Origin of the sequence: Actinopolymorpha pittospori, from assembly GCF_014873875.1 — a bacterium.
In the GTDB taxonomy this organism is placed as follows: Bacteria; Actinomycetota; Actinomycetes; order Propionibacteriales; family Actinopolymorphaceae; genus Actinopolymorpha; species Actinopolymorpha pittospori.
Genome location: NZ_JADBEM010000001.1, coordinates 8,613,978 through 8,639,877 on the forward strand (window position 1 = coordinate 8,613,978; position 25,900 = coordinate 8,639,877).

Here is a 25,900-nt window from a genome sequence, read left to right on the forward strand (position 1 = left end):
ACTTTCGGTGCGCCGTGACCGGGCCCGCCCGGCACGGACCGGCCCAAACGGGTCACCGAGCACGAGATCCGCTTCCACCCCGAAAGACACCGAAAGCCGTCTGGTATCTCCGATGCGAGAACTGGAACGGAACCGAGACGCCGAGGCGTCGTCCGCGCTGCACCGGCTCGCCGTGATCGGCGACGGCCGCACCGGCGGTTCTGTCACCCACGCCGCCCGCGCCGCCGGGCTCGACGTCCACGTCGGCCGCCGCGGCACTTCCGCCGCGACCGCGAGCCTCGCCGAGGTCGCCCTCCTCTGCGTTCCCGACCGCTCGATCGCCTCCGCCTGCGCCGAGCTCGCCGAAGCCGACCCGCTCCCTGCCTACGTCGGGCACGTCAGCGGCGCCGCGGGCCTCGACGTCCTGGCCGCGGCACGCCGGCGGGGAGCCGAGACGTTCACGCTGCACCCACTCCAGACGATCCCCACGCCCGACACCGACCTCGCCGGGGCACCCGCCGCGGTGTCCGGGTCCAGTCCGGCTGCCCGGGACGTCGCCGCGGCGCTCGCCCGCCGGCTCGGGATGGTTCCCTTCGACGTACCCGAGGAGCACCGGGCCGCCTACCACGCGGCCGCCGTCCTCGCGTCCAACTTCCTCGTCACGCTCGAGGAGAGCGCCACCGAACTCCTCACCCGCGCGGGCGTGGCCGACGCCCGCGCGGTGCTGGCCCCACTGGTCCTGCGGAGTGCCGCCAACTGGGCCGAGGCCGGCTCCGCCGCGCTCACCGGCCCGATCGCGCGCGGCGACGAGGACACCGTGCGGGCCCACCTCGCCGCGGTGCGGGCGCTCGCACCGAAGTTGGAACCCACCTACACCGCGCTGGCCGAGCGCACCCGGGCGATCGCCGAGCGCGGCGCGGCCCCATCCAGCCAGGACTGGACGACAGGAGGTACACCGGTGAACGCGCCCCAGGTCATCCGGACCCGCGAGGAGCTACGCCGTGCCCTCGAGCCGGCCAGGCGCTCCGGTCGCCGTATCGGGCTCGTCCCCACGATGGGCTTCCTCCACGAGGGGCACGCCTCACTGCTGCGGGCCGCACGGGCCGGCTGCGACGTCGTGGTGATGAGCCTGTTCGTCAACCCGACGCAGTTCGGCCCGAACGAGGACCTCGCCGCCTATCCGCGCGACGAGGCGGCCGACCTCGCCATGGCGGCGGCGACCGGGGTCGACGTCGTCTACGCGCCCGACGCGGCGCACGTCTACCCGGCGGGCTACGCCACCAGCGTCGAGGTGGGCGGGGAGCTGACCCAGGTGCTCTGCGGAGACCCTCGCCGCCGGGGGTCCGCCCACTTCCGGGGGGTCACCACCGTGGTGGCGAAGCTGCTCAACGCGGTCGGGCCGGACGTCGCCTTCTTCGGGCAGAAGGACGCCCAGCAGGCGATCGTCATCCGCCGCATGGTGCGTGACCTCGACTTCCCGGTCGAGGTCGTCGTCGGGCCGACGGTGCGTGAACCCGACGGCCTGGCGATGAGCTCCCGCAACGTCTACCTCGAGCCCGACGAACGGGTCCGGGCGCGAGCGCTCAACCAGGCGCTGTCGGCGGTCGCCGACGCCGCCCGCGCCGGCGAGACCGACACCTCGCGGGCCCTCGCACTGGGCCACAAGATCCTCACCGACGCCGGGATCGATCCGGAGTACCTCGAGGCGCGCGACGCCGACGACCTCACCCTGGCGGCACGGTTCGGCGATCGTCCCGTGCTCGTCGCGGTGGCGGCCCGGGTCGGACGGGCGCGGCTCATCGACAACGTCGTCGTGGAGTCCCCACAGCCAGGCGCCGGCGCCGCGGCGGAGGTGGCGCGATGAGCTCCCAGCCGGAGCGCACCAGGCTCATCGTCGCCTCGCTCGCCGCGCTCAAGGCAGCGGGGACGCCGATCACGATGGTCACGGCGTACGACTTCCCCTCCGCGCGAGTGGCCGAGGAGGCCGGCGTCGACGTCGTCCTCGTCGGCGACTCGGCCGCGACGACGGTGCTCGGCCACGACTCCACGGTGCCGGTCGGCATGGCCGAGATGCTGATGCTCGCGGCCGCCGTACGACGGGGCCTGCGCACCCCGCTCCTGGTCGCCGACCTTCCCTTCGGGTCCTACGAGCGCTCCGACGACCTCGCCGTCGACAACGCCCAGCGCTTCCTCAAGGAGGCCGGCGCCGACGCGGTGAAGCTGGAACGCGGCGGCACCTCGGTCGCCCGGGCCCGCGCGCTCGTCGCCGCCGGGATCCCGGTGATGGGACATGTCGGGCTCACCCCGCAGACTGCCGGCCAGCTCGGTGGCTACAAGGCTCAGGGCCGGACGGCCTCCGCCGCCGCGCGGATCGCGGAGGAGGCGCTCGCCCTGCAGGAGGCCGGCTGCTTCGCCGTGGTCCTGGAGGCGATCCCGGCGGCGGTGACGGAGCGGTTGATGCCGTACCTGCGCATCCCGGTCATCGGGATCGGCGCCGGTCCCGCGACGGACGGACAGGTGCTGGTCTTCCACGATCTGCTCGGGCTGCTCCAGGGACACACGCCGAGGTTCGTCCGGCGCTACGCCGAGCTGCGGGAGCCGATGGTGCGGGCGGTCGCGAGGTACGCCGCCGACGTTCGGGCAGGTGAGTTCCCCGGTCCGGAGCACACGTACGGAATGCCGGCGACCGAGCTCACGGCGTTCGAGAAGTTCCTCGACCAGGCCGGCGGACCGGGTCAGCCCGGGGCCAGACTCGGGTAGTCGTCGATCTCGAGGTCCACCCGGACCGCGCCGCGTACGGTGTTGGTGACCGTGCACCGCTCGAGGGCCTCACGCAGCCCGACCAGCCGGCCCGGTGGCAGCTCCCGAGGCACCACCACGCGTACCCACACCGCCTCCACGCGGAGCGGAGGCTCCTCCGAGAGCCGGAAGGACGCCCGCACCACCATGGCGTCCTCGGCGATGCCCTGCCGGGCGAGGAAGCGTCCCGCGTGCAGTGCCACGCTCGCGGCGAGGGAGCCGACGAACAACTCCACCGGGGTCGGCGCGGTGTCCGAACCGCCCTCCACCATGGGCTGGTCGACGTGGAGCTGGTGGCCGCGTACCTCCACGGCGTAGGCGTCACCGGCCCGGGACCGCACCTCGACGCACGTTCCCTCCGGGCCGTCGAACGGACGACCCACCGGCCTGCCCCACCCTCCGCTCACCGGTGCACCGCCCGGACGACGGCGACGGAGCAGTGCGCGTGGTGAAGCAGGGTCTGGCCCACCGATCCCAGCAGCAGGCGCTCGATGCCGCCCCGCCCGCGGGCACCGACGACGACCAGTTCGGCGCCGCGGGAGAACTCCGTGAGGATCACCCCCGGACGTCCTTCGAGGACGTTCGTCGCGACATCGACGTCGGGATACTTCACCCGGAGCCCGGCGAGGCTCTCCCCCACCCAGCGGACGTGGTCGGCGCGCCTGCTCGCGAAGGCGTCGGTGTCCCACTGCGCCTCGTCCGGAGCGTCGATCCGCCAGCAGTGGACCACCGACAGCGGAAGCCCGCGCAGGGACGCCTCCTCGAAGGCGAACGCCACCGCGCGTTCGGCGTGGTGTGAACCGTCGGTGCCGACCACGATCCGCGGCCCGGCGGGGGCGTGTTCCTTGGACGCACGCACCACGATCACCGGGCAGTGGGCGTGCTGGGCGACCGCGGAGTTCACCGAGCCCATCACGACGGAGGCCACCGCGCTCCGTGACCTCGAGCCCACCACCACGAGTTCGGCGCCCTCCGCCTGCTCCAGGACCGCCGAAGCCGCGGCTCCGGTCACCACGACGCCGGACACCGCGTCGCGTTCGAGTTGGTCGCCGGCGACCGCCAGGGCCGCGTCGAGGTCGGCGGCCTCCGGCGACGGGTCGGCCGGCTGCCCAGCCTGTCCGCTGACCAGCGCGCTGACCTGTGCGCTGGCCGGTCCGCTGGTCTGGACACTGGCCGGTGCGCCCGCACCGCCCTGTCCGCCTCCTCCGCCCACCATCGCGAGAACGGGCTCGCGGGCACGGACCACCCGGAGGGGGCGGCCCCGGTTGCGGGCCTCGTCGACGGCGTAGCGCAGCGCCGTACGACTCTCCGACCGGCCGTCGATCCCCACCACGACGGGCCGCAGCGTTCGGTCGATCATCGGCGGACTCCAGGTGCGGGAGAGGAGACCCGACCGGCCGGCGGCACGGCGTCGGCACCGGGCGGGCGCTCCTCGGGCCAGCGGGGCACGGGTTCGAGCCACGGTGCGGAGAGGTCGCCGCCCAGCTCGTCCCCGAGATCGGCGTCGGAGGGAACGGGGACGAGCGCGACCGGACAGCACGCCCGGTTGATCGCCGTACATCCGAGCGTGGAGCCGAGCAGGCCACTGATCCCGCGGCCGCCGCGACTACCGACCACGAGCAGGTCGGGGTGCCGGGCGATCCGGAGCGGGCCGGCCACGGTGCCGTCGCCATGGGCGACCGTGACGTCCACGTCGGGGTGCGCGGCCGCGTGTGGCTCGAGGATCGCCTCGACCGCCTCCAGGCCGGGAGCGCTCATGCCGTGGAGCGCGGAGTTGTGATGCCGGGACCACCAGACGTCACCGCGCGGTGGCACCGGGACCGCGAGCAGCCGGGCACCGCGCAGGGCCGCCGCCGCGAAGCCGAACCGGATCACGGCTTCCGAGCGCGCGCTGCCGTCGACCCCCAGCACGACATGGCCGTCGAGCATGGGCAGCCCGGATCGGCTCGCGCGCCGCGCGAGGACCACCGGTCGCGGCTCGACTCCCGCGTCCACCCCCGCTTCGGCAGCGCGCAGGAGCGCGGACAGGACGCCGCGGCCCCGTACACCCACGACCACCAGGGTCGGGTCCGGTACGGCCTGCCACAACATCTCGCCGACCGGCCCGTGCACGGCGAGCGCGTACGCCTCCACCTCGGGGACCAGTGACCGCGCGGACGCGGCACCCGCCTCCGCCACCCGCCACGCCCGGGCCCTGGTGGTCTGCTCCGGTCCGTCCTCGCCCGACGTGCGGGGCGACTCCTCGGCGTCCCCCGCGTCGGGCCCGGCGGCGCCGGACAGTTCCGCGTCGTACCGGTCGAGATGCCGGCGGTCGCCGTACGCGTGCACGACGACAAGCGGCAACCGACGGAGGACGGCCTCGCGGGCCGCCCAGAACAAGGCGGGATGTGCCAGCGCGATGCCCTCGATCGCAGCCACGATCGCCGTCGTCGGACACGGCTGTCGACCTGTCATCGCCCGTCCCCCGATCCGGCCCCGCCCCGCGGCGACTCAAGCGTCACTTTCGCCCCACATTCGCGTGGTCACGTAGAGACGAAAGTCCTTCGCCACAAGCCGTTGGCCCTCCTCCGTGTGGACAGCCGTCCCTCCGACGCGGTGGGGAGCGCCCAGGCAAGCTGACCTTGACGTACTCACCGACGACAGCGACGCCGACGCAACCCGCGGGGACAGGGCCTAAGCCTCTGCTTCGTCCCCGTGGAGTGCGCGGAACCTGGTAGGAGGGGCGGGCAACCGATTCCCGTCAGGTACCCATGAAACCGACGTTCTCACTCGGCCGAATCGCCGGGATCTCCATCGGCGTGCACTGGTCCGTGCTCGCGATGATGGTGCTCGTCACCGAAATCGTCGCCGTGGGGATCCTGCCCGCCCGCGCTCCCGGACTCGGCGCGGTGACGTACTGGCTGACCGGCGTCGTCGCCTCCGTCACCTTCCTCGCCTCGCTCCTCGGTCACGAACTCGCCCACGCGGTTGTCGCGCGGCGCTTCAGGATGCGGGCGGACCGGATCACGCTGTGGCTGCTCGGCGGGTTCACCGAACTCGGTTCCCATCCGCCGACACCCCGCGCGGCCTTCCTCGTCGCTGCGGCCGGTCCGGGCGCGAGCCTCGCCATTGCCGCGGGGTTCGGCCTGCTGGCCTTCGGGGCGGGCTTCACCCCGCTGCCGGCGGTCGTCGCGGCCGTCCTCGCGTGGCTCGCGTTGGTCAACGGGGTCCTCGGCGTCTTCAACCTCCTGCCCGGCGCACCGCTGGACGGCGGACGGCTGTTGCAGGCGCTGCTCTGGAAGCGGACCGGTGACCAGTCCGGCGCCGCGGTGACCGCGGCGAAGGCCGGCCGCGTGGTCGGCGTGGTGCTGATCGTCCTCGGGGTGGTCGAGGTCGTCTCCCAGCGGCTGGTGGGTGGCATCTGGCTGGCGTTGATCGGCTGGTTCCTCATCGTCTCGGCGTCCACGGAGGCATCGTCGGTCTCGTTGCGGGACCGGCTCGCGGGTGTCCGGCTCCGCGACGTGATGAGCCCGGCTCCGCCGTCCGCACCGGAGTGGTGGACCGCCGAGACCTTCCTGGACCGGATGGCACGTGCGGACCGCCACCGGGCCTTCCCCGTGGTGGACATGGACGGCCGGCCGATACGGGTCGTCACCCTCGCCGACCTTGTCCGGCTCGCGCCCGGGATGCGGGCCCACACCAGGCTCGCCGAACTCGGCCGCCCGGTGCGCCAGGACAGCGTCGCGGATCCGGCCGACCTCCTCACCGAACTGCCCGCCTCCGCCTGGCCCTCCTCCTCCGACCGGAGCCTGCTCTTCGTCGCCGACGCGAACCGGCTGGTCGGCATGCTCACCGCGAAGGACGTGAGCCGCGCGATCGAACTCGCCAACCTCGGACACCTGCCCAGCGGGTCCGACAGCCCGGGCCCTCCAGTCGAAGAGCCCGAGCGGGAAGGCCCCGGGAGCGCCCCGCCCGTACCAGGCCGAAGCCCCGACCACGGGCACAACGCCTGATGCGGGACGGAAAGGTCGCCGGCCAGCTGGCACATCCGCGGTCCACAGGAATGCCGCACACCGGTCAGGCGCGGGCCCGCCCCGGCCGGGCAATCCCGGCGTACCGCCCGCCGTCGTCGTGTGCCCGACCCGGATCGACCTACCATCAAGAGGTGGTTGGGAACACCCTCCCGCCGCGCGACCGCCTTCGCCCGCTGGTCGACTCCCTTCTCATCATCGGTACGGACCTGGATCGCCGGCAGGCGTCGGAGCGGGTCGCGCGCTGCGCGGCGAAGCTCGTCGACGCGAGGTCCACGATCCTTCAGCTGGCCTGGCGACATTTCGGGGTCGTGGACCTGGTGGGGTACGGCCTGCGCCCGGAGGAGTGCCGCGAGTGCTCCCGACGTCCGGAGTTCCAGCACCTGGTCGAGCAGGTGGCGTTGTCCGGGCGCCCCATGGGCCACCGGAACCTCATCTGTGTCCCGCTCCACCTGCGCGAGGAGTTCCACGGGCTGCTGTGTGTGCAGGGCAAACGAGGCGGCTTCACCGGGTCCGACCAGGAGACGCTGGCCGCCTACGGACCCGCGGCCACGATGGCGCTCCACAACGCCTGCCTGTACGAGCACCAACGCCGCCGGCGGCACTGGTCGGAGTCCGCGGCCGAGCTCACGCACGTGCTGCTCGGCGAGGTCGAACGTGAGCAGGCCCTCCGCCTGGTGACCCGCCGGCTCCGGGAGGTCTCCGGCGCCGCCTGTGCCGTGCTGCTCCTCCTCGACCCCGACGAACCAGGCAGCGGAGTCCTGCACGCCGTCGACGGGCTGGGAATGGAGCACATGTCCGGCACCAGGGTCCCGGTGCAGAGCCTGACCGCCAAGGTCCTGGAGTCCGGACGCGGGATCGTCACCGCCGACCTGACCAGCGCGCCCGGATACGAGCCGGTGCCCGCGTGGCGGGCCGCCCTGGCTCCGCTCGGACTCGCGATGCTGCTCCCGCTCACCACCGAGGAGGAGACGATCGGTGTCCTCTTCGCCGGCTGGCTTCGGGGGTCGCCGGACGAACCGATGGCGGCGCAGGAGATCTCCCTGGTCGGGATGTTCGCCAACCAGGCAGCTCTGGCGGTCCGGCAGACGCGGGCCCAGGAGAGGCGCGCGGCCCTACGCGTCGCGGGTGACCGCGACCGCATGGCCCGGGTCCTCCGCGAGGTCGTTCTCCGGCGCCTGCACCAGATCGGCGCCGACCTGCGCGACGTGGTTCCGCTCTCCCGCCGGCCCGAGGTGCGCGGCCGGATCGTCGGCGCGGTGGAGGACGTGGACGACACCATCCGGTGCGTCCGGTCGATGATCTTCCAGCTGCACGAGCGGCAGACGCGCTGGGCGACGTTGCGGTCCAATCTCGACGCGGAGGTGCGGGCGGCGCGCGACGCGTTCGGGATCACGCCCGACCTCACGCTCGACCCAGCCGTCGACGCGCTCCCGCTCGACACCCAGCGCGAGCTCGCCACCGGCGTCCACGAGGCGTTCGGGCTGGCCTTCGAGAGGTGGACGCCCCGGCGTGTCGACGTCGTACTCACGTGTGAACGCGACCGCGTGCGGATGGCCGTTTCGTACGCCGAACCGCCCGCTCCCCCACACGCCGAGCGTGACCGCCCGACCGGGCTGGACGGGCTGGCGGCCCGGGCTCGCCGACTCGGCGGAGCCTGCACCGCCGTCGCGAACCGCGGCGGCACGACCATCGAATGGGAGGTGCCCGTTGGCTGAAGGACTGCCGAGCGTACGCAACGCCAGCCCGCTCATCGACGCGATCGTCGCCATCGGCACCGAACTCGAGGTCGGCGAGGTCGGTGCCCGGATAGTGGAGGCGGCCGCACGCCTTGTCGGCGCGCGGGTCGGCCTCCTACAGCTGACGTCGGTGGAGAACCAGGTCCTCGTCGCCTTCGACTACGGCGTGACGCCGGCGGAGGCGAAGCGACTGAGTGACCGGCCCGAACTCGCGGCCGCGCGGGAGGCACTGCACGAGTCCGGGCGCCCGTTGCGGTGGGCAGGATCGATGCGGCCCGCGCGCACCCCGACCGGCGCCGGCACCCACCCCGCCGAGCCGCCGGACGCTCCGGAGATCAGGAGCCTGCTGGCCGTCCCGATCGACATCCGCGACGAAGCCTCCGCGCAGCTCTACCTGGTGGACAAGGAGGCCGGCGACTTCACCGAGGACGACCAGTCGATCGTCATCGCACTCGGCACGGCGGCGACCATCGCCCTGCACAACGCGGACCTCTACGAACGCGAACGCCGCCGCCAGCAGTGGCTGCAGGCGGCCTCCGAGCTCACCCACCTGCTGCTCGGTCAGGTCGAACGCGACCAGGCGCTCAACCTGATCATCACCCGGCTCCGGGAGGTGTCCGGCGCCGACTACGGCGCTCTCCTGCTGGCCGACCCCGCCGATCCCGCGGTGCTGAGCCTGGAGGCGGTGCAGGGCGAGGGCATCGCCCGTTCCTCCGGCGACCACTCGCCCCTGCAGGGCCTCACCGCCGAGGTCGTCCGGACCGGGAGGAGCGTCGTCAGCACCGACCTGCCCCACCTCGAGGGGTACGACCCGCCGCCCCAGTGGCACCCCTCCCTGGCGAGGATGGGCCTGGGGATGCTGCTGCCCCTCACCGCGGGCCGGGAGGTGCTCGGTGTCCTGTTCGCGGGCTGGCGGCGTGGCTCCCCCGACGAGCGACCGGCCGCGCAGGAGGCGCCGATGGTCGAGATGTTCGCCAACCAGGCGGCGCTCGCCCTGCAGCAGGTCCAGTCCCAGGAGAACCGCTCGCTGCTGATGGTCCTCGACGACCGCGACCGGATCGCCGGCAACCTGCACAACGTCGTGATCCAGCGCCTCTTCGGCATCGGCACCAACCTGCAGATAGCCGCCGGACTCACCGACCGTCCAGAGGTCGGGACCCGGGTGAGCCAGGCGATCGAGGACCTCGACGAGACCACCCGGGAGGTACGCGCCGCGATCTTCCAGCTGCACGAGGCGCGTCGCGACGAGCCCTCCGTACGCGCGGACCTGATCGGGGCGGTCGACCGGGTACGCGAGCGCTTCGGGTTCATCCCGAGGCTGGTCGTCCGCGGCCCCCTCGACACGATCCCGGCCCGTATCCGCGGTGAGCTCCTGGCAAGCCTGCGGGAGGCTCTCTCCCTCGTCGGCAAGTACGCCACGCCGAGCGACGTGGAGGTCGAGGTGGAGGTCGCCGACACCTGGCTCGGCCTGCGTGTGGCGTACGACCGCGAGGCCGACATCTGCGAGGAGCGGCGAGCCGCCGACCTCGCCCGGTTGAGCGCCCGGGCCCGGCGGCTCGGCGGCTCGTGCGCGAGCCGGCGCGACGCGTCCGGACTCACCCACATCGAGTGGCAAGCATCCCTTGACGAGGAGGACCGCTCCTCGCAGTGAGGTGGGTGGGCGACCGTCGCCTTGAGTTTTCGTACGACGCCGCCGCGACCGGACCGGCCGGGGTCCCGCGATCCGTCGCTCACCGTCCCCTACACGTGCCGGACCGCGACCCGCCAAGATGTACCCCGTGACGACGACAGGCGCGACGCGGTGGTGGCCCGACGGCGGCCCACCTCGCGGGGCGACCTTCGACGGCGACGGGGTGACCTTCGCCCTGTGGAGCCCCATGGCCGAGCGCGTCGAGGTGTGCCTCTTCGACGGTACGGCCGAACGCCGGATCCCCCTCACCGAGCAGTTGTTCGGCGTGTGGTTCGGCCACGTCCACGGCGTCGGACCCGGCCAGCGCTACGGCTTCCGTGTGCACGGGCCCTGGGATCCCTGGACGGGCCACCGCTTCAACCCCGCCAAACTGCTGGTCGATCCCTACGCCCGCGCCATCGACGGCGAGCCCACCGACCACGAGGCCACCTTCGGACACGTGATCGGGCGGGACGACACCGTACGCGACGACCGCGACTCCGCGCCGTACGTCCCGCGTTCGGTGGTCGTCGACACCCGCTTCGACTGGGGAACCGACCCGCGACCGCGGGTGCCCTGGAGCGACACCGTCCTGTACGAGCTGCATGTGCGCGGCGCGACCATGCGCCACCCCCGGATCCCGGCCGAACTTCGGGGCACCTACGCCGGACTCGCCCATCCGGAGTTTCTGGGTGACCTCGTGGACCTCGGTGTCACCACCGTCGAACTCCTTCCCGTCCACCACTTCGTCAGCGAGTCGATGCTGCGTGGACGGGGCCTCACCAACTACTGGGGCTACAACACCCTGGGATTCTTCGCGCCGCACGCCGACTACTCGGCCGTCGGCGGTGGCGGCGGCCAGGTCGCGGAGTTCAAGGCGATGGTGAAGGCCCTCCACGAGGCCGGCATCGAGGTCGTGCTCGACGTCGTCTACAACCACACCGCCGAGCAGAACGAGTACGGTCCGACGTACTCCTTCCGTGGCATCCACAACGTCGCCTACTACCGGTTGGACGGCAGCGGCCGGCGCTACCGCGACCTCAGCGGCACCGGCAACACCCTGAACCTGCGCAACCCCGACGTCGTACGCCTGGTGCTCGACTCGCTGCGCTACTGGGTGGAGGAGATGCACGTCGACGGTTTCCGCTTCGACCTGGCTCCGGTGCTCACCCGAGGTGAGGGTGACGTCGACATGTCGGGACCCTTCCTCGCGGCTGTTGGCCAGGATCCCGTGCTGTCGAAGGTGAAACTCATCGCCGAACCCTGGGACCTCGGCTCCGACGGCTACCAGGTGGGCGCGTTCCCGCCGCCCTGGTCGGAGTGGAACGACCGGTTCCGCGACGCGGTGCGGGAGTTCTGGTCCGGTTCCTCCGACGGCGTACGCGACCTCGCCTCCCGGCTGTCCGGGTCGAGCGACCTCTACCGCCGAAGCGGGCGCCGGCCGTTCGCGTCGATCAACTACGTCACGGCACACGACGGGTTCACCCTGCGCGACCTCGTGAGCTATGAGAACAAGCACAACGACGACAACGGCGAGGGCAACCGCGACGGCCAGGACGCCAACCGATCCTGGAACGCCGGCGTCGAGGGTGAGACCGACGATCCCGCGGTCGTCTCGATGCGTCTACGCCAGGCTCGCAGTCTGCTCACCACCCTGGTGCTCGCGACCGGAGTACCCATGCTGCTCGCGGGAGACGAGCGCGGCCGCACCCAGGCCGGCAACAACAACGCCTACTGCCAGGACAACGAGCTGTCCTGGCTGGACTGGTCCGAGAACGGCGAGTGGCCGAAACTGCGGGAGACCGTCCGGACGCTGCTGCGGCTGCGTCGCGACCATCCGGTGTTCCGGCGCCTGCAGTTCTTCTCCGGCCGACTCGATCCCTCCGGCGGGCGGCGCGACGTCGGCTGGTTCTCCCCACGCGGCCGGGAGATGGACGACGCCGCCTGGCACGACTCCTCGCTGCGAACGTTGGGGATGTTCCTCGCCGGGGAACGCACCGCGCGCCGCGCACCAAGCGGTGAGCCGGTGCTCGACGAGTCGTTCCTGCTGTGGCTGCACGGAGGTGACCGCGCCGTCAACGTCACGTTGCCGGGGACGCCCTGGGCGTCGGCGTACGCCCTCGTCCTCGACACCAGCGAGACGGTGACCACCCACCGGGCGGGTGCCGGAGACCGGCTCCGGATCCCGCCCCACACCGCTGTCCTGCTGCGCGCCGACTGAGCTCAGCTCGCCGGGACGCGCACCTCCTGGTGCCGACCTTCCTTCCACACCTCGTCGCCGAGGTCGACGCTCCCCGTGCCGGCAAGGGTGAGTTGACGCAGCCGCACCTCTCCGCCGAGTACGGACAGGTGCACGGCCGCACCCTGGTCGTCCGGGCGTTGCTCGATCGTTCCCCAGGCCTGGCCGTTGGACCAGAACCACGAGGCCGTCTCCCGCGCGGACGCGAAGCCGAGAGCGCCGGTCGTCCCGTCGTAGGAGAACCCGGTCAGGGCCGGCACACCACCCCAGCTCGCCATCGCGCGCACGTAGTGGTGGCCGCACTCCGCCTCGTTGAAGGGGTTGCGGCGCCATCCGTCGTGGCGGTCCCGGACCGCCTCGTAGAGCCGGAGGCCCTCGTCGTCCATGCCTTCGCAGAACATCCCCACCGCGGCGGTGTACTCCAGGCCGGTCCAGACCTCGGCGTAGTAGGGGAAGGGCCGGTCGGGCCGGTTTCCGTGCGGGTAGGACGCGACGAGAAGCCCCGACTCCTCCCCCAACGCGTAGCTGCGCATCGGGTTGAAGTGGTCGGCCATGGTCTCGCGCCAGTTGAACGCCAGGATGCTGCGCAGGGTCGTCCGCACGTTGCCGGGGTCGAGCACGTGTCCGAGGCCGGACACGTGTGCCAGCACCTGGCCGACAAGCTGGTCGGCAAGGCAGCCGTCGCCGATCTGCAACTCCGGGTTGACCAGGTCGCGGGCACCGATACCGGGGAGGCGCAGCCCGGGCGCGATCGCGTCCTCCGAGCCCGGTGGGCGGATCTCGTGGCGGTAGTAGTCGCCGTTGAACAGGTGCACGTCGAACCAGGCGCTGCCGCGGGTGAACAGGTCCGCGCACCGCGCCGCGAAGTCGTCCTCGCCCAGGTGGCGGGCGAGTTCCTCCCCCGCCCGCAGTGCGGCGAGGTACCACGCGCCGATCTCGGGGTTGGGCCCGAAGTACTCGACGTCCATGGTGTTGTGCTGCGAGCCCTCCATCACGCCGTCCTGGTCGGCGTCCCAGCCCCCGGGACTCCAGGCGAACTCCAGAGCCTTGCGCGCCTTCGGCCACAGCTCCCGCAGCATCTCCTCGTCACCGCTGAGCCGCCAGTCGCGGTACAGCTTGACGAGGCAGCCCATCTGGCCGTCCGCGGCCGCCACACCGTCGTCGCGGGCCTGGTCGACTGGCTGCTGGACCCGGAAGCTCATGTGACCGTCGTCGCCCGTCGCGTGCCGGAACTCCGTGTCGCGCAACGATCTCGCGAGTGAGCCGAACAGGAACGGCGTGACGAGCTCGTAGTTCCACACGTGGGTGCAGCTGCCGTGGCAGGATCCGCTGCGGTCGTTGCAGCCCTCCCAGCCCCAGAACCCCCCGTCCCGGGTGCGGAAGCAGGTCTGGGAGCGCAGGGTGGAGACGTTGGACAGCGCCGCCTCCTTCACCACCTCGGGCAGGTCGGCGTCCACGAAGGCGTCGAGGAAGGCGAGGGTACGGCTCTCGAGGTCGGGAAGCGCTCCCGCGACCTCGGTGAGGACCTGCCAGGCGTCGGCGTACCTCGTCGCGTAGTAGTTGCCGACCGTCACGTCGCGCCGCCAGCTGAGCCGGTTGGGGAAGTGCCAGCCGAGCAGGAACGTGAAGGCGTGCCGTTCGCCCGGGGCGAGCACGCGCTTCGCCACCACCGAGGCCATCGGCCCCTCGGCCTGGCTCGTGCGCTCCTCGACGTGGCCGTCGGCCACGAAGTCGTCCCAGAAGTCGAGCAGGGCGCCGCCCCAGCTGTGGTCCGCCCACCCCGTTCGGGTACTCACGTCGGTCTCGGACACCACGGCGAGGGCGAGGGAACCCCACTGCTCGGCCGCCGGGTCGACGCCCGCGGAGTCGAGGAAGACCCCGTGCGTGTCGCCGTCTCGGCGGACGGTGTTGCGGTTGCCCTTCGGCGCGCCTTCGGAGCCGTCGGCTCCGACGAAGTTCTGCACGCTGCCCGCGACCGACACCTCGCGGGGACGGTCGCTGTCGTTGGTGACGACGTAGCGGAGCACGGCGACAGGGATTCCGCTCGCGTCGGTGTCGACCGGTACCAGAGGGTTGAACGCCTGCAGGCACACGTCGACCGGCACCAGCGGGTCGTCCAGAACGACCTGACCACACGGGTAGGCGGCGAGGAACTCCGAACCTGCGAACCGGGGCAAGCCGTGGTTGGCGATCGCCGAGCCGTGCGCTCCCCCGTAGTCGGCCGGGTCGATCGGGCCCTCCAGGGCCTTGGCGACCACGTTGGTCGCGGCCTCACCCGCGTCGGTGCGACCCGGGTCGGACTCACCATCGGGGGCGGCGGCTCCGTGACCGGCATCGGCGACCCTGATGGCGAAGAAGCTCGAAGCGGGTGTGAACCCCTTCGCCGGACGGTTGACCACCTCCCAGTCACGCAGGTCGCCACGCCCGCCGAGACTCACGGTCCCGGTGCCGATGCCGCCCAGGGGAAGGGCGATCCGGCGGGAGTGCGCGGCGTCGTAGCGGCGGAGAACTGGCCATTCGGGGACATCGCGCATAGGAGGCGCTCCCTGGAGGGATGGAGAGTCGCGGTCAGCGTCGTCGCAGACGTTATAGTCCGAGGCCGAGGAGAGCGAGAGGGGCGTCCATGCTGCGATACACACTGATCCATCCCGAGATCCTGGCCGCGTTGGCTTCCGCCGGTCACGGTTCGCGGGTGCTGATCGCCGACGGGCACTATCCGTTCGTCACCGCCGCGGGTCCCAACGCCACACACGTGTTCCTCAACCTCACGCCCGGCCGGCTTTCGGCGACCGAGGTACTCACCGCGATCGTCGACGCCGCCCCCATCGAGTCCGCCTCGGTGATGCAGCCGCCGCCGGAGTTGGCCACGCCGGAGATCTTCGCGGAGTTCGAGAACCTGCTGCCCGCCGGCACCCCGGTGGAACGGCTCGGACGGTTTGCCTTCTACGAGGCCGCGAAGACCGACGACGTCGCGCTCGTCATCGCCACGGGCGAACAACGCACCTACGCCAACATCCTGCTCACCCTGGGCGTCGCCGCCTGACGGACACCGTCCCACCGGAAGGGCGGGCGGCGGCGACCTCGACCACGGCACAGTGGTGGTGCGGCACACACCCGGCAGCCGAGTGAGGTGAGGAGCCGAGATGACCACGACAGAGGTGACCGTGCGCCTACGTCCGGACCAGCTCGAGGCGTTCCACCGCGACGGGTTCCTCGCGCTCGACGCCCTCACCACGCGGACCGAGGTGGAGTCACTGCGCGAGGTCTACGACCGGCTGTTCGAGCGCCGGGACGGGTACGCCGAGGGCGACCAGCTCGCGCTCTCCCGTCCCGACGAGGCCGGCCGGGAGACCCTCCCGCAGATCCTCAACCCCGAGAAGTACGCGCCCGAACTCGCCGACACCCTGGCCAGGACGAACGCGCTCGCCATCGCCCGGCAGTTGCTCGGCCCGCTGGCCGACCGGGCCGGCGACCACGCGATCATGAAGCCGCCCGGTCACGGGGCCGCGACACCGTGGCACCAGGACGAGGCGTACTGGAGTTCCGCCCACTCCCACAGCGCGCTCAGTGTCTGGATGCCACTGCAGGAGGCCACGCTCGACAACGGCTGCATGTGGTTCGTACCGGGCAGCCACGACCACGACGTGCGCCCACACCGGCTGGTCGATCCCGAGGCCCACGCGCTGGAGGTGGCCGAGGACGTCCCGACCACCGAAGCGGTCGCGTGTCCGATCCCGGCCGGTGGCTGCACGATCCATCACTGCCGGACCCTCCACTACGCCGGGCCGAACCACTCGGCCGCTCCACGCCGGGCGTTCATCATGGGCTTCCAGCTGCCGCCGCGGCCGCTCGCCGAGACGCGGGACTCTCCTGGCAGCGCCCGGAGTGGCGCTCCTGAGCACACGTCGCGACGACGGGCCCGCGTGACCGTGACCGGTCAGGCCGACGGCGGCACCGCGATCTCTCCGCGGGCGACGGCGACCACCTGACCGGACACCTGTGTCTCCAGGGTCCGGCCACCTTCGGCGCGCACCTGACAGTCGAGCCGGGAGGGTCGGCCCATCTCGGCGCCCTGGACGACCGTGTAGTCGGTGCGGCCGTCACCGGGCAGCAGGCCGGCGCCGACGAGCAGCACACCGATCGCCAACGCCGCGGAGCCGGTCGCCGGATCCTCCAGGACGCCGATCCCGGGCCCGAAGAGTCGGGCGTGCGCGATCCGGCGTTCAGCGTCCCAGGAGAAGACGTACACCTTCGCCACGCCGTGCTCACGGGCGGCGGCGAGGTCCACACTCGCGCGGGCGACCGCCGCGTCGGTCACCGGCAGGAAGTAGTGCTCCATGCCCGCGCTCGCCATCCGCGGCGCGGGACCGACGAGGTCCGCCGCGGTGAGTCCGGCGGCAGCGAGCAGCGGGGCGGGATTGACCTCCGCGCCGAGCACGGGTTCGCCGCCGGTGAGGGTGGCCCGGTCGTCGGCGACCTGGACGGGTAGCGACCCGGCGGCGCACTCCTGTACGACGTCTCCGGACGGGATCCGGCCGAGCCGGCCGAGCGTGACCGCGACGCCCACGCTCGGGTGCCCGGCGAACGGCAACTCCTCCACCGGGGTGAAGATGCGGACGCGGTAGTCGCCGCCGGCACTCGGAGGCAGGACGAACACCGTCTCGGAGAGATTGAACTCCGCTGCCAGGGTCTGCATCTGCTCCGTACGCAGCCCCTCCCCGTTGAGGACCACGGCGAGCGGGTTGCCGGCGTAGGGGCGGTCGGTGAAGACGTCGACGATCTCGTACGGGCGGGTCTGCATGGCAGCCATTCTTCCCGCTCGAAGCGGTCACTGTCGGCGTGGGTGGGAACGGCACCGCGCCCGGCTCACCCGGTGGTGAAGGGCTCCCAGGTGTGCCCGCCGTCGCTGGTCCGGTAGAGCTCGGAGGTGTGCAGGTCGGGGTAGCCGCAGACGAGGGTGCCGTGCTGGGGGTCGCTGAACGCCAGGTCGAAGACAGGTCCACGCTCGGGGACGGCGAGCGTGGTCTCCCAGGTGTGACCACCGTCGAAGCTCATGTGGACGAAGCTTTCGTCGCCACCGGTCGCGCCCACCGCGAGAGTGCCGCCGGAGCTGGCGGTGAAGGCGGTGGTGATCCCCGTGTCCGGAGCCGTACCGACGGTCTGGAAGGGGGCGCCGGACAGCGACGTGCGCACCTGTTTGGTCACCCGACCGCGGCCGGGATTGAAGCTGCAGAGCGCGAGGACCTGGCCCGGCGCCGTCTCCCCCAGTTGGGTGGACGCGTCCTGCTGGCAGGGCGGAGTGCTCGAGCGCCAGGTGCGGCCGTCCGGGGTGGTCCAGTATCGCGTCGGCGCGTACACCGGTCCGAGGCTGACCGCCGCGGCTGACCGCCGTACGCCGAGTTCGCCACTGGCCGAGGCCCCACCGCCGTTGTCGGCGATGGTGAGACCGGGCACGCTGGCCCACCGGCGCTCACCGATCGGCGTGCGGTAGACGTCGGTCCGCTTGTCGACGCCGAAGCCCGAGGCGATGATCGCGTAGGCATCCTGGTCGGTCGCGCCGAGGGCGCCGACGAAGACCGGCCTGCGGCCGCCGGCGAGTGACTCGCTTCGCCAGGTCGCCCCACCGTCGTAGGTCGCGTAGAGCACCAGGCCGTTGGTCACCAGCCCGACCGTGCGCGGGTGCAGGACGTCCTTGCGCTCCGCGAAGAGCACGCGTACCTGGTCGTGGCTCGGCGACGTCCGCACCGGGGGCGCCGGCACCTGGGTCCAGGTGTCGCCACCGTCGAGGGTTCGCATCAGCACGGCGCACTCGCCGGAGGCGCAGGGAGCGAAACCGAGTACCCAGCCCTGCAGGGGCGTCGGCCAGGAGGTGGAGGTCGGACTGAAACCGGCCGGGGTGGCGACCGGGGCCGCGTCGACCGACGGGCCGCTCTGGCTGTCCGCCGCGGGGCGGCTCCCCACCGTGGTCGTCGGGGGACGGGTCGGCCGCGCGTGCGCGGCGGCCGTCGACGCTGCCGCCGCCGTGGCGGGGATCAGCGCGAGACCAGCCAGCGCCGCTGCCATGCCGACCCGTGCGAGACGGGCCAGCACCTCAGGCCGACTTCTCGCGGCGTTCGTTCGAACGCTTGCGGCCGGGTTGTTCGCGGGGGATGAGGGTGGGGTTGACGTTGTCGAGGACGACTTCGCGGGTGACGATGACGCGGGCTACGTCGTCGCGGCTGGGGACCTCGTACATGACGTTGAGGAGGACTTCTTCGATGATGGCGCGGGTGGCGCGGGCGCCGGTGCCTCGTAGGAGTGCTTGTTCGGCGATGGCTTCGACGGCGTCCTCGCTGAACTCCAGTTCGACCCCGTCGATCTCGAACAGTTTCTGGTACTGCTTGATCAGGGCGTTGCGGGGTTCGGACAGGATCCGCATCAGGGAGGGCCGGTCCAGGGGTTGCACGGTCGCGATGACCGGGAGGCGGCCGACGAACTCCGGGATCAGCCCGAACTTCAGGAGGTCCTCGGGCATCACGTCGGCGAAGGTGTGTTCCTTCTCCCGGTCCTCCCGGGTGCGCACGCTGGCGCCGAAGCCGACGCCCTTCTTCCCGATGCGTTGTTCGATGATGCGTTCCAGCCCGGCGAAGGCGCCACCGACGATGAACAACACGTTGGTGGTGTCGATCTGGATGAACTCCTGGTGGGGGTGCTTACGCCCGCCCTGGGGTGGCACGGAGGCGGTGGTGCCTTCCAGGATCTTCAACAACGCCTGCTGCACTCCCTCACCGGAGACGTCACGGGTGATGGAGGGGTTCTCACTCTTGCGGGCGATCTTGTCTACTTCGTCGATGTAGATGATCCCGGTCTCGGCCTTCTTCACGTCGTAGTCGGCCGCCTGGATCAGCTTCAGCAGGATGTTCTCCACGTCCTCACCGACGTAGCCCGCCTCGGTCAACGCGGTGGCGTCCGCGATCGCGAACGGCACGTTCAACATCTTCGCCAGCGTCTGCGCCAGGTAGGTCTTGCCACACCCGGTCGGCCCGATCAACAAGATGTTGGACTTCGCCAACTCCACCGGCTCGTCCTTGGCATGACGGCCCGCGCCCGACAACCCCGCCTGCACCCGCTTGTAGTGGTTGTACACCGCCACCGACAACGCCTTCTTCGCCGGATCCTGCCCCACCACGTACTGATCCAAAAACTCAAAGATCTCCCGCGGCTTCGGCAACTCCGCCAAACCCACCTCAGAGGACTCGCTCAGCTCCTCCTCGATGATCTCGTTGCAGAGGTCGATGCACTCGTCACAGATGTAGACGCCCGGACCTGCAATGAGTTTTTTGACCTGCTTCTGGCTCTTCCCACAGAACGAGCACTTCAACAGGTCGCCGCCATCACCGATGCGTGCCACTCCGGAACGTCTCCTTAGGTTGCTCCGCCCGATGCTCGAGCGTTCGTCGAACCTGCCTCGGACCCGGGCGGGTTAGCCTTCCTCGTCGCCGCCCGGCCTTGTGGGCCCGCAGCCGCGCATCTGAGAGTACAGAGAACGACGGTACCCCGTTCTGGGCGCGAACGGTCGTGTTCAACCGCGCGTTGTGTACGCCCCCGGCGAAATCGGGAACTCTTGACAACGCCCGCCTTCCGCATGCGTCCTGGTTCGCCCGGCGTTGGGTGGGTTCCCGCGATCCCGGATCGGCACCGCGCCGTCCCGGGACCACGGATCCCCCTCACCAGGCCTGTGGCCGGCGTCTCAGACGTCGACCAGGCTCTTCTTGCGGCTCGCCAGCACCTCGTCGATCAGGCCGTACTCGACCGCCTGCTCGGCGCTGAGGTACTTGTCGCGCTCGATGTCGCGGGCGACCTCCTCGATTGGCCGGCCGGTGTTCTCCGAGATCATCTGCTCGAGCATGTTGCGCATGCGCAGGATCTCGTTGGCCTGGATCTCGATGTCACTGGCCTGGCCGTAGCCGCCCTCGGTGTAGGGCTGGTGGATGACGATCCGGCTGTGCGGCAGCGCCGAACGCTTGCCTGTCGCGCCGGCCGCCAGCAGCACCGCCGCCGCCGACGCGGCCTGCCCGAGGCAGACCGTGTGGACGTCAGGGGTGATGTAGCGCATCGTGTCGTAGATCGCCGTCAGCGCGGTGATGGATCCACCAGGGCTGTTGATGTAGATCTGCACCTCACGGTCGGGGTCCATCGACTCGAGGCACAGCAGCTGCGCCATCACCGCGTTGGCGATGTCGTCGCTGATCGGGGTGCCGAGGAAGATGATGCGGTCCTCGAACAGCTTCGCGTAGGGGTCGATCTGGCGGTAGCCGTAGGGCGTCCGCTCCTCCCAGCGCGGGATGAAGTAGTCCGCGCGGGGCAGCCGCTCGGTCGGGGTCGCGAGCCCGGGTGGGGTGACCAGACCCGACGTGGGCGCAGGCGGGGGAATGATCGGCATGGTGCTTCGTCCTCCAGGGAGCTACCGGGTCAGGAGACGGGGCCGACGGAGGCGACTTCGCCGGCGTACTTCACGACGTGGTCGATGAAGCCGTATTCACGCGCCTGCTCGGCGGTGAACCAGCGGTCGCGGTCGGCGTCCAGCTCGATCTGCTCGACCGTCTGCCCGGTGTGGAGGGCGGTGAGCTCCTGCAACTGCTTCTTCAGGTGCAGGCTCTGCTGGGCCTGAATCTTGATGTCGGACGCCGAGCCTCCAAGGCCGCCCGACAGCTGGTGCATCATGATCCGCGAGTGCGGGAGGGCGTATCGCTTGCCCTTCGTCCCGGCCGCCAGGAGGAACTGCCCCATCGAGGCCGCGAGCCCCATCGCGACGGTCGCGACGTTGTTGGAGATGAACTGCATCGTGTCGTAGATCGCGAGCCCGGAGTCGACGGATCCGCCCGGGCTGTTGATGTAGAGCCAGATGTCCTTCTCGGGATCCTCGGCGTTGAGCACGAGCATCTGGGCGCAGATCGCGTTGGCGTTCTGGTCACGGACCTCGGAGCCGAGGAAGATGATCCGTTCCTTGAGTAGCCGCTGGTAGATGTGGTCATCGAGGCCGCCCTGGCCGTTCTGGCCCTGCGCCTCCTGCGCGTATCTGTTCACGTCCTCCGCCTACGTCCTCGTGACTCGTGTCGGTGGCGCACGACGGCCCGTCACGCGGGCCGCGTACGCCATGGAACCTGTCACCGACCCTAGCCAACGCCTGAGCACTTACCGACGGCGAGCGCCCGGTGTTCGCTCACGGCGCAGAGCGGACCCGGACTGCCGAGAAAACCGCAAAGAGACCTTTGCAAATAGTCCTTTGCGATCCTACGATGTCGGGCATGCCCGAGCCGTCCGATCCGTCCCTTTCCGCGGTGTCGACCGATCCGGCCCTGCCCCCGTCGTCCGATCCGACCCGGTCCACCGCAGCGGCCGAACCCCCGCCGGACCTCGATCCGGTCCACGACATCACCCTCGACGCCCGCTCCCTGCGTGGTCTCGCTCACCCGGTCCGGCTCAAGATCGTCGGGCTGCTCCGCGCCGAGGGACCCGCCACCGCCACCCGGCTGGCCGCCCGACTCGGGCTCAACAGCGGCGCCACGAGCTACCACCTCCGCCAGCTCGCCCTCCACGGGTTCGTCGTCGAGGCCCCCGACCTCGGCACCGGCCGGGACCGATGGTGGCGCGCCGCCCACCGGACCACGTGGTACGACCCCAACGCCGTGGGCGGCGACTCGCGTGAGCTCGGCGAGGCCTACCTGCGCACGGTGGCCCGGCTCTACGCCGACCAGATGCTGAACGCCGTAGCCGAGATGTCGACCCTCCCGGACGCCTGGCAGGAAGCCAGCACCCTCAGCGACTACGTGTTCCGCCTGACCCCGGCCGAGCTGGAGCAGCTGATCGAGGACGTCAGCGGGGTCCTGCGGCGCTATCGGCGCATCGACCCGGAGGCGGCGGCCCCGGAGGGCACCGCACCGGTCGCGTTCCAGTTCCAGGCGTTCCCGCTGCCCGGCGCGCTCGGCGTCGAGGCGACCGACGGCCCCGGGGAGACATCGTGAACGCCGAGAGGACGCCGACCGACCGCTCCCCCGACGGGCCGCCCGCGGGGCCGACCCGATCCCGACGTGGGCTCGTCGGGCTGCTGACCGCCCAGGCGGTCTCCCTCACCGGCACCCGGATCTCCGCCATCGCGCTGCCGTGGTTCGTGCTGGTCAGCACGGGCAGCGCCACCGCGACCGGGATGGTGGCGTTCGCGGAGATGGCGCCGTACGTCGTCGTGAAGGCTCTCACCGGTCCGCTCGTCGATCGGATCGGTGCCCGGCGGGTCAACATCGGCAGCGACCTCGTGAGCGCCGTCCTCGTCGCGGCGGTTCCGCTGCTGCACGCGCTCGACGCCCTTCCCTTCGGCGTGTTGCTGGCCCTCATCGCCGTGCTGGGCGCCGTCCGCGGACCGGGCGACTCGGCGAAGGAGGTGCTCATCCCGGACGTCGTGGCGGCCGCCCAGGTCCCCATCGAGCGGGCCACCGGCCTGTCCGGGACGATCGAGCGGCTCGCCTCGACGATCGGCCCGGCGGCGGCCGGCGCGATCGTGGCGCTGTTGGGTCCGCTGACGGCACTGATCCTCGACGCCGTGTCCTTCGTCCTCGCCGCCGGGATCATCGCGGGCACCGTGCCTGGCGGCCGCGCCGCGCCGGACGAGGAGGAGAGCGCCGGAGGTTACCTCCACCAGCTCCGCGAAGGCTTCGACTATCTGCGCGGAGAGCGCTTGCTCCGTTCGATCATCGGCATGGTGGCTGTCACCAACCTGCTCGACGCGGCGATGGCCTCCGTGCTGCTGCCGGTGTGGGCCCGGGAGTCCGGCCGTGGACCGGCGGCGATCGGGCTGATCGCCGCGGTGATGAGCGCGCTGGCCGTCGGCGGGAGCCTGCTCGCCGCGGGCCTGGCCCACCGGCTGCCGCGCCGTACGACGTTCCTGCTGGGCTTCCTGGTGGCCGGCGCGCCGAGGTTCGTGGTGCTGGCCCTCGATGCCCCGCTCTGGCTCGTCCTGGCGGTCTTCGCGGTCGCCGGCTTCGGCTCCGGGTTCCTCAACCCGATCATCGGAGCGGTCGTCCTCGAACGCATCCCGCGCCGTCTCCTCGGCCGGGTCAACGCGCTGGGCGACTCGGTCGCCTGGGCCGGGATTCCCCTGGGCGGCCTCGTCGGCGGCGCGCTCATCGGTGTGGTGGGCATGTCACCCGTCCTGCTGGCGTTCGGTGCCGTCTACCTGGTCACGACGACACTGCCGGGGCTGCGGCCGGAGTGGAAGGACATGGACCGGCTCCGCCGGCGCCCGGTCGAGCGGGTGGAAACCTCTCCCTGACCACGTTCCCGCACCCGGCGCGCTGTCCGGTGGTCGTTGCGCCCAACCGACACCGGCGCCGAACCGACACCGGCCCGGACGACACCGGTGCCCAGACGGCGTCCGGGCCGGTCGCTTGCGCAGCGGCCGGCCCGGACAGTGAGACACGCTCAGGACTTGTCGTCGCCCTCCTGGGACTCCGACTTCTCCTCGGCCGCCTCGGGCGCGCTCTCGGCGCCTTCGACCGCCTCGGCCTCCTCGGAGTCCTCCGGCGCCAGAGTGCCGTCGGGCTGCAGCCGATCCAGGTCGACGGTGCGACCGGAGGCGTCGGTGACGACGGCCTTCTCGACCACGGTGGCGAGCGCCTTGCCGCGGCGGACCTCCCGCACGAGGGTCGGCACGTAGTTGGCCTGGACGACCTGCTGGATGTATTCGTCCGGGCTCACACCCGCGGCCTGCGCGCGCTGGAGCAGCGCCTGGGTGAGCTCCGGCTCGCTGACGGCCGTCTCTTCCTTGTCGGCCACCTCGTCGAGCACGAACTGCGACATCAGCGCCTCGCGGGCCCGCGTGTCGAGGTCGGCGACGAACTCCTCCTCCGACTGCTTCTCGCCCAGGAGGTACTGCTCCTCGGTGATGCCCATGTGCGAGAGCTGGTGGCGGATCGCGTCGCGGCGCGCCTCGACCTCGTTGGTGACGGCGCCCTCGGGAACCGGAATCTCGACGAGCTCGACGAGCTTGGCGAGTACGGCGTCGCGCGCCTCCTGGGCCTGCTGCAGCCGCTTGCTGCGGGCCAGCCGCTCCCGCAGGTCGGCGCGGAGCTCGTCCAGCGTGTCGAACTCGCTGGCGAGCTGGGCGAAGTCGTCGTCGAGCTCAGGCAGCTGCTGCTCCTTGACGCTCTCGACCGTCACCGTCACGTCGACGTCCTGGCCGACGTAGTCGCCGGAGGCGAGCTGGCTCACGAACGTCGCCGACTCCCCGGCCGACTTGCCGCGCACGGCCTCGTCGAGGCCCTCGAGCATCGACTCGCTGCCGATCCGGTAGCTCAGCCCGGTCGCCTGGGCGTCCTCGATCGGCTCGCCGTCCTTGCTGGCCGCCAGGTCGATGGTGAGGTAGTCGCCCTCCTCACCGGCGCGCTCCACGGTGCTGAGGGACCCGAACCGCTCCCGCAGCCCGGTCAGCTGCTCCTCGACGTCCTCGTCGCTCACGTCGCCGTCGGAGACGCTCACCTCGAGCCCGGCGTAGTCCGGGAGCTCCAGGTCAGGGCGTACGTCGACCTCGGCGGTGAAGGTCAGCTCCGCCCCGTCGGCGAAGTTGGTGACGTCGACCTCGGGCTGGCCGAGCGGCTCGACGTCGTTCTCCTGGAGCGCGCTCACGTAGAGCTGCGGGATGGCCTCGTTGACGGCCTGCTCCAGAACGACACCGCGGCCCACCCGCTGGTCGATGATCTGCGGGGGGATCTTGCCCTTACGGAAGCCGGGAATCGTCACCTGCCGGGCGATCTCACGGTAGGCGGTGTCGAGGTTCGTCCTGAGCTCCTCGAAGGGCACCTCGACGGTCAGCCGAACCCGGGTGGGGCTCAAGGTCTCGACGGCGCTCTTCACGATCGTGAATCTCCTCCGGATGCGGCATGGAACGCCCGAATGCGCCGGACGGCGCTCGCAGGCACGGCACCTCGGGATGGTCACTCATCGCGAATCCCGACGCGCGTGGAAGTGTACGCCAGCAGCCGGCGCGCCCGTGGCCCACGGTGAGCATGCCCGCGGGCCACGTCGTACGCCGGTGGTCGGGGAGGGGGGATTTGAACCCCCGGCCTTCGGCACCCAAAGCCGACGCGCTGCCAAGCTGCGCCACTCCCCGGCACCACGACTCCCAGCCGTTCACGACCCAGGACGGGCCGGGACCGGATGAGAACGTGACATGTTGCACCCACCCCGAGCGGACCAGAGTCGGCTGGCACTACGCTTGCGAGCGGCGCCGGCCCGGAGTTTAGTCCACGGACCACACTGGGTGAGGCACCGAGCCGGTCGATGCGGGGTCATGGGATCATGGACCGGCATCACGCGGGTGTAGCTCAATGGCAGAGCTCCAGCCTTCCAAGCTGGTCATGCGGGTTCGATTCCCGTCACCCGCTCCACGCTCCACCGCAGGTCAGAAGGGGTGCCACCCACACCGGGTGACACC

General features: G+C 71.5%; 20 protein-coding genes and 2 tRNA genes. 11 read left to right on the forward strand and 11 right to left on the reverse strand.

The window, feature by feature from the left end:
• Positions 1–112: 112 nt before the first annotated feature.
• Both panC and panB read left to right on the forward strand, forming a co-directional pair.
• A complete protein-coding gene (gene panC, locus HEB94_RS39955) occupies positions 113–1,843 on the forward strand; it encodes a pantoate--beta-alanine ligase (protein ID WP_192754647.1) in 1,731 nt (576 codons plus the stop codon).
• On the forward strand, positions 1,840–2,739 hold the full coding sequence (gene panB / locus HEB94_RS39960) for a 3-methyl-2-oxobutanoate hydroxymethyltransferase (RefSeq protein WP_192754648.1): 900 nt from the start codon (positions 1,840–1,842) through the stop codon (positions 2,737–2,739). Before panC ends, panB begins: the two co-directional genes overlap by 4 nt.
• On the opposite strand, the gene HEB94_RS39965 is transcribed toward panB, so the two are convergent.
• From HEB94_RS39965 to HEB94_RS53920, 3 genes are read right to left on the reverse strand one after another with little or no spacing between them, the layout of a single operon-like run.
• Positions 2,715–3,161 carry an OsmC family protein gene (locus tag HEB94_RS39965; RefSeq protein WP_192754649.1) on the reverse strand — a complete coding sequence of 149 codons (447 nt, stop codon included), beginning with the start codon at positions 3,159–3,161 and terminating at the stop codon, positions 2,715–2,717. The two genes, panB and HEB94_RS39965, sit on opposite strands and share 25 nt — an antisense overlap.
• 20 nt (positions 3,162–3,181) lie before the next feature.
• On the reverse strand, positions 3,182–4,138 hold the full coding sequence (locus tag HEB94_RS39970; protein ID WP_192754650.1) for a universal stress protein: 957 nt from the start codon (positions 4,136–4,138) through the stop codon (positions 3,182–3,184).
• Positions 4,135–5,196: a universal stress protein gene (locus HEB94_RS53920; RefSeq protein ID WP_192754651.1), complete on the reverse strand. Its 1,062-nt coding sequence runs from the start codon at positions 5,194–5,196 to the stop codon at positions 4,135–4,137. Before HEB94_RS53920 ends, HEB94_RS39970 begins: the two co-directional genes overlap by 4 nt.
• Before the next feature lie 332 nt (positions 5,197–5,528).
• Between HEB94_RS53920 and HEB94_RS39980 the strand changes: the two genes are divergently transcribed.
• The 4 genes from HEB94_RS39980 to glgX all read left to right on the forward strand — a co-directional run bounded on the left by HEB94_RS39980 (position 5,529) and on the right by glgX (position 12,417).
• On the forward strand, positions 5,529–6,770 hold the full coding sequence (locus tag HEB94_RS39980) for a site-2 protease family protein (RefSeq protein WP_192754652.1): 1,242 nt from the start codon (positions 5,529–5,531) through the stop codon (positions 6,768–6,770).
• Positions 6,771–6,922: 152 nt separating this feature from the next.
• On the forward strand, positions 6,923–8,506 hold the full coding sequence (locus HEB94_RS39985; protein WP_192754653.1) for a GAF domain-containing protein: 1,584 nt from the start codon (positions 6,923–6,925) through the stop codon (positions 8,504–8,506).
• Entirely contained in the window at positions 8,499–10,178 is a 1,680-nt protein-coding gene (locus HEB94_RS39990) for a sensor histidine kinase (RefSeq protein WP_192754654.1), read from the forward strand. Before HEB94_RS39985 ends, HEB94_RS39990 begins: the two co-directional genes overlap by 8 nt.
• 118 nt (positions 10,179–10,296) lie before the next feature.
• Positions 10,297–12,417 (forward strand): glycogen debranching protein GlgX, encoded by a 2,121-nt coding sequence (gene glgX, locus HEB94_RS39995; protein WP_192754655.1) that lies wholly within the window; start codon positions 10,297–10,299, stop codon positions 12,415–12,417.
• 2 nt (positions 12,418–12,419) lie between these two features.
• On the opposite strand, the gene HEB94_RS40000 is transcribed toward glgX, so the two are convergent.
• Positions 12,420–14,969 carry a GH116 family glycosyl-hydrolase gene (locus HEB94_RS40000; RefSeq protein WP_192754656.1) on the reverse strand — a complete coding sequence of 850 codons (2,550 nt, stop codon included), beginning with the start codon at positions 14,967–14,969 and terminating at the stop codon, positions 12,420–12,422.
• An 89-nt stretch (positions 14,970–15,058) separates the two neighbouring features.
• On the opposite strand from HEB94_RS40000, the gene HEB94_RS40005 reads away from it, so the two are divergent.
• Both HEB94_RS40005 and HEB94_RS40010 read left to right on the forward strand, forming a co-directional pair.
• A complete protein-coding gene (locus HEB94_RS40005; protein WP_192754657.1) occupies positions 15,059–15,478 on the forward strand; it encodes an RbsD/FucU family protein in 420 nt (139 codons plus the stop codon).
• A gap of 100 nt (positions 15,479–15,578) precedes the next feature.
• On the forward strand, positions 15,579–16,424 hold the full coding sequence (locus HEB94_RS40010; RefSeq protein WP_192754658.1) for a phytanoyl-CoA dioxygenase family protein: 846 nt from the start codon (positions 15,579–15,581) through the stop codon (positions 16,422–16,424).
• Here the strand turns inward: HEB94_RS40010 and HEB94_RS40015 are convergent.
• From HEB94_RS40015 to HEB94_RS40035, 5 genes are all read right to left on the reverse strand, one after another.
• Positions 16,373–17,236, reverse strand: a complete 864-nt coding sequence (locus HEB94_RS40015) for a PhzF family phenazine biosynthesis protein (RefSeq protein WP_192754659.1) — start codon at positions 17,234–17,236, stop codon at positions 16,373–16,375. The genes HEB94_RS40010 and HEB94_RS40015 overlap by 52 nt on opposite strands.
• 65 nt (positions 17,237–17,301) lie before the next feature.
• Positions 17,302–18,525: a sialidase family protein gene (locus tag HEB94_RS40020; protein ID WP_192754660.1), complete on the reverse strand. Its 1,224-nt coding sequence runs from the start codon at positions 18,523–18,525 to the stop codon at positions 17,302–17,304.
• Position 18,526: 1 nt separating this feature from the next.
• The gene (gene clpX, locus HEB94_RS40025; protein ID WP_192754661.1) at positions 18,527–19,825 is read right to left on the reverse strand and encodes an ATP-dependent Clp protease ATP-binding subunit ClpX; all 1,299 of its coding nucleotides are present in this window, start codon (positions 19,823–19,825) and stop codon (positions 18,527–18,529) included.
• A gap of 339 nt (positions 19,826–20,164) precedes the next feature.
• Positions 20,165–20,857: an ATP-dependent Clp protease proteolytic subunit gene (locus HEB94_RS40030; protein ID WP_238361751.1), complete on the reverse strand. Its 693-nt coding sequence runs from the start codon at positions 20,855–20,857 to the stop codon at positions 20,165–20,167.
• A 29-nt stretch (positions 20,858–20,886) separates the two neighbouring features.
• Positions 20,887–21,501, reverse strand: coding sequence for an ATP-dependent Clp protease proteolytic subunit (locus HEB94_RS40035; RefSeq protein WP_192754662.1), 615 nt, complete (start codon positions 21,499–21,501; stop codon positions 20,887–20,889).
• 221 nt (positions 21,502–21,722) lie between these two features.
• Here HEB94_RS40035 and HEB94_RS40040 point away from each other — a divergent pair, with 221 nt between their 5' ends.
• Positions 21,723–22,439 (forward strand): ArsR/SmtB family transcription factor, encoded by a 717-nt coding sequence (locus HEB94_RS40040; protein ID WP_192754663.1) that lies wholly within the window; start codon positions 21,723–21,725, stop codon positions 22,437–22,439.
• Positions 22,436–23,740: an MFS transporter gene (locus HEB94_RS40045; RefSeq protein WP_202896799.1), complete on the forward strand. Its 1,305-nt coding sequence runs from the start codon at positions 22,436–22,438 to the stop codon at positions 23,738–23,740. Before HEB94_RS40040 ends, HEB94_RS40045 begins: the two co-directional genes overlap by 4 nt.
• Positions 23,741–23,889: 149 nt before the next feature.
• On the opposite strand, the gene tig is transcribed toward HEB94_RS40045, so the two are convergent.
• Both tig and HEB94_RS40055 read right to left on the reverse strand, forming a co-directional pair.
• A complete protein-coding gene (tig, locus tag HEB94_RS40050; protein ID WP_192754664.1) occupies positions 23,890–25,320 on the reverse strand; it encodes a trigger factor in 1,431 nt (476 codons plus the stop codon).
• Positions 25,321–25,499: 179 nt separating this feature from the next.
• Positions 25,500–25,576 (reverse strand) — tRNA-Pro (locus HEB94_RS40055).
• A 203-nt stretch (positions 25,577–25,779) separates the two neighbouring features.
• On the opposite strand from HEB94_RS40055, the gene HEB94_RS40060 reads away from it, so the two are divergent.
• A tRNA-Gly gene (locus HEB94_RS40060) sits at positions 25,780–25,853 on the forward strand.
• The last annotated feature ends 47 nt before the right edge of the window (positions 25,854–25,900 follow it).

Bases quoted from the DNA above. Each gene is read 5' to 3' on its own strand.
- panC (WP_192754647.1), top strand. From the start codon at position 113: ATGCGAGAACTGGAACGGAACCGAGACGCCGAGGCGTCGTCCGCGCTG.
- panB (WP_192754648.1), top strand. From the start codon at position 1,840: ATGAGCTCCCAGCCGGAGCGCACCAGGCTCATCGTCGCCTCGCTCGCC.
- HEB94_RS39970 (WP_192754650.1), bottom strand. From the start codon at position 4,138: ATGATCGACCGAACGCTGCGGCCCGTCGTGGTGGGGATCGACGGCCGG.
- HEB94_RS39980 (WP_192754652.1), top strand. From the start codon at position 5,529: ATGAAACCGACGTTCTCACTCGGCCGAATCGCCGGGATCTCCATCGGC.
- glgX (WP_192754655.1), top strand. From the start codon at position 10,297: ATGTACCCCGTGACGACGACAGGCGCGACGCGGTGGTGGCCCGACGGC.
- HEB94_RS40000 (WP_192754656.1), bottom strand. From the start codon at position 14,969: ATGCGCGATGTCCCCGAATGGCCAGTTCTCCGCCGCTACGACGCCGCG.
- HEB94_RS40005 (WP_192754657.1), top strand. From the start codon at position 15,059: ATGCTGCGATACACACTGATCCATCCCGAGATCCTGGCCGCGTTGGCT.
- HEB94_RS40010 (WP_192754658.1), top strand. From the start codon at position 15,579: ATGACCACGACAGAGGTGACCGTGCGCCTACGTCCGGACCAGCTCGAG.
- HEB94_RS40015 (WP_192754659.1), bottom strand. From the start codon at position 17,236: ATGCAGACCCGCCCGTACGAGATCGTCGACGTCTTCACCGACCGCCCC.
- HEB94_RS40030 (WP_238361751.1), bottom strand. From the start codon at position 20,857: ATGCCGATCATTCCCCCGCCTGCGCCCACGTCGGGTCTGGTCACCCCA.
- HEB94_RS40040 (WP_192754663.1), top strand. From the start codon at position 21,723: ATGCCCGAGCCGTCCGATCCGTCCCTTTCCGCGGTGTCGACCGATCCG.